Here is a 2,801-nt window from a genome sequence, read left to right on the forward strand (position 1 = left end):
GATTTTAGGGGTGAGGTGGTTCGGTGATGCGATGGTTGTGAGTCGTAAGGGGGCCGCAGTGCGCCCCCGCCCCGCCCCCGCCGTCCGCCGCCGCGCCGCCGCGCTCGAGCTCGTCCGCCTGTTCGTCCAACCGATCGGCCAGCGCCAGGGCGGCGCCCAGCGACGACTGGATCCCGGTCACCAGCGTGCGTGCCCGCCGCGTAGCCGCCATCCTCCGAACCTCCCCTCCCCCGGCCCGCCCACGGCGGATGCCCGCCGTCGGCCGCGCCGACGGGCTGCCCCGCTCGCGCGTGGGCCACCACCGGCACGTGACCTTCGTACCAGTCGACGACCTTCGTCCTCGCGTCCCACCCCGCGCCGCGCGGGCACGTGCCCACGAGCGACCACGCCTCAACGAGGACTCACGGGTGCCCCGAATCCCCCGGGCCCTCCCGGATCTCCCATGCCTCCCGGATCTGCCATGCCTCCCGGATCTGCCAGCCAACCCGGATCTGCCAGGCAACCCGGATCTGCCAGGCAACCCGGATCTCACGGCACACAGACGACCATGACACGTCCGCGGTAGCAAACATCCCAGAACGCGCCGACCGGTCGGGGCGGCACGCCCGTTCGGGCAGCCGGGGGTGGCGTCATCGCCCATGGTGAGAGCACCGCTGCCCAGATGTGAACGAACCGACAGGATGTCGAGGGGTCAACTGGGTTTGGCCGGCGCATGACCTTGGGGACCGCGGCCCGCACATCAATCACGTCTCTGCGGGCCGGTGCCGCGGACCAGCACCATTCGGCAGAAGATGCCAGGGTCGGGACGACGAGGGGACAGCGGGGCGTAAGCCCACACGGGGAGGCGATCTCGTGACGGACGCGGCTGACGCGACGGGCAGCGCGGCGACGGGCACCGGCCCGCCCGGGCGGGGCGGGGCGATCCCGGCGCAGCGACCGCTGGCGGTCATCGACGTGGACGGGGTGGTGGCCGACGTCCGGCATCGGCTCCAATACCTGCGTTCCTGGCCCGGGGACTGGGACGCGTTCTTCGCCGCCGCCCCGGCGGACCCACCGCTCGCCGAGGGCGTGGAGCTGGTGCGGCGGCTGGCCCGCGACCACGAGGTGGTCTGGCTGACCGGCCGGCCGGAGCGTTCCCGCGAGGCGACCGCACGCTGGCTGCGCGAACAGGAGCTGCCCCGGGGCGAGCTACGGATGCGCCCGGACGACGACCGGCGCCCGGCGCGGGTGTTCAAACGGGCGCAACTGCGCGAACTCGGCGCGGGCCGGCAGGTCGCGGTGGTCGTCGACGACGATCCGGCCGTCGTTGACCTGCTGCGGGCCGATGGCTGGCCCGTGCTGCGGGCGCAGTGGCTCGAGTACGAACCAACCCTGGGCAACGCCCAGGAGAGCGAGGGGCGCACCTGAGGCGTCGCGCCACCCGCCCGCTCAGGCGGTGCTGCGGCGGGTGCGGCGGGTGGCCAGTTCGTCGCCGGGGTGGGTCGCGGGCGGTTCGCCCGGCCGCTCGCTGGGCAGCTCGGCGAGCTGCCCGCGCATGTCCCGCAGGGCGCGGCCGACGGCGATGGCGAACACGCCCTGGCCACCGCGGACCAGATCGATCACCTGGTCGTCGGAGGTGCACTCGTACACGGTCGAGCCGTCACTGATCAGCGTGAGGTGCGCCAGGTCGTCCACTCCCCGGGTCCGCAGGTGCTCCACGGCGACTCGGATGTTCTGCAGCGACACCCCCGCCTCCAGCAGCTTGCGGACGACCCGCAGGACGAGAACGTCCCGGAACGAGTACAGGCGCTGGCTGCCGGATCCCGACGCCCCACGGACGCTGGGCACGACCAGCCCCGTCCGCGCCCAGTAGTCGAGCTGGCGATAGGTGATCCCCGCGGCGGCGCAGGCGGTCGGCCCGCGATACCCGACGTCGTCCCCGGGAGGCTCGGGGATCTCGTCGGGGAAGAGGTGACCCTGTTCGATCATCGTCGTACGCACTTCGCCGCCATGTCACAGCCCCATCCTCCGGATCGATCCGGGTCCGTCCCGACGGCCGCTGTCGCGATACCCCCACCACGCACGAACCGGACCGATCGAGTCAGTTCCACCGCTGCGGCGTCCCGTCTCGGCGGGGACGCCGCTGGCTGCGCCGCGGATCATCGCCCGGTCTGCTGCCGGGCGAGCGCGACCAACCCCGTGGCCTGGCGCCGGCCACCGTCACGAGTCTCACGGGCCTCGCGGCGGCCGGCTCTCCGGCAAGGTCAGAGCCGGAGCATTACATCTGCTGACGCGTCCGCCACGAACTCGGGCGGACGCTAGCTCCGGGGTCCGGGCTCTCCCGACCGTAGGAGGGACGCGCTGTTCCTTCAATGATCTAAGCCGGCGTGTCTGTAGTCCAGCGGACACGGCTAGACACATCGGACAAAAAGGAATGGCTCCCCCAGATCGGGGCCCCCGTGTCCGCAGGTGGGACCGAAACGCGCGCCGCGGCACCGGGACGCGATCATCACGCGGAAGCCTGGGGCTCCCGCGCGGAACACCGATGATGGGAGATGGGCCACATTGCCATGGCGGCCGCGCTTCACGGTCGCACAGCGACGCGCCGAGGGCTACCCGGCGGGACCACCAAGGAGCCACCAGGGAGCCGACCTGGAAACAGGGCCCGGCGCGGGCTCCGGCCGGGGGCCGCGCCGCCCCCCGCGGCCCCCCGCCGCCCCGCCGCGCCCCCCCCGCGCCCCCCCCCGCGGCGAGATCGACCCGGACGTGGACGTGTCACTGCTCGTCGAATGCCTGATGTCGGTGTTGATCACCCGGGTGTG

Annotated in this window: 3 protein-coding genes and 1 pseudogene; 2 read left to right on the forward strand and 2 right to left on the reverse strand. The window is 73.0% G+C overall.

Translation table 11 applies throughout. The features are described 5' to 3' along the window. Positions 1–4: 4 nt before the first annotated feature. Positions 5–211, reverse strand: coding sequence for a hypothetical protein (locus tag MXD58_RS28095; RefSeq protein ID WP_250611191.1), 207 nt, complete (start codon positions 209–211; stop codon positions 5–7). 641 nt (positions 212–852) lie between these two features. Between MXD58_RS28095 and MXD58_RS28100 the strand changes: the two genes are divergently transcribed. Further along, positions 853–1,407, forward strand: coding sequence for a phosphatase domain-containing protein (locus MXD58_RS28100; RefSeq protein WP_374616756.1), 555 nt, complete (start codon positions 853–855; stop codon positions 1,405–1,407). A 21-nt stretch (positions 1,408–1,428) separates the two neighbouring features. Here the strand turns inward: MXD58_RS28100 and MXD58_RS28105 are convergent, their stop codons facing one another. Beyond that, entirely contained in the window at positions 1,429–1,968 is a 540-nt protein-coding gene (locus MXD58_RS28105; RefSeq protein ID WP_248840853.1) for a MerR family transcriptional regulator, read from the reverse strand. A gap of 576 nt (positions 1,969–2,544) precedes the next feature. On the opposite strand from MXD58_RS28105, the pseudogene MXD58_RS28110 reads away from it, so the two are divergent. After that, positions 2,545–2,801, forward strand: a pseudogene (locus MXD58_RS28110) (hypothetical protein); the annotation flags it as partial.

It is taken from the genome of Frankia sp. AgKG'84/4 (genome assembly GCF_023242965.2).
Taxonomy (GTDB): Bacteria; Actinomycetota; Actinomycetes; order Frankiales; family Frankiaceae; genus Frankia.

Coding starts and splice junctions, on each gene's coding strand:
- MXD58_RS28095 (WP_250611191.1), bottom strand. CDS start 211: ATGGCGGCTACGCGGCGGGCACGCACGCTGGTGACCGGGATCCAGTCG.
- MXD58_RS28105 (WP_248840853.1), bottom strand. CDS start 1,968: ATGATCGAACAGGGTCACCTCTTCCCCGACGAGATCCCCGAGCCTCCC.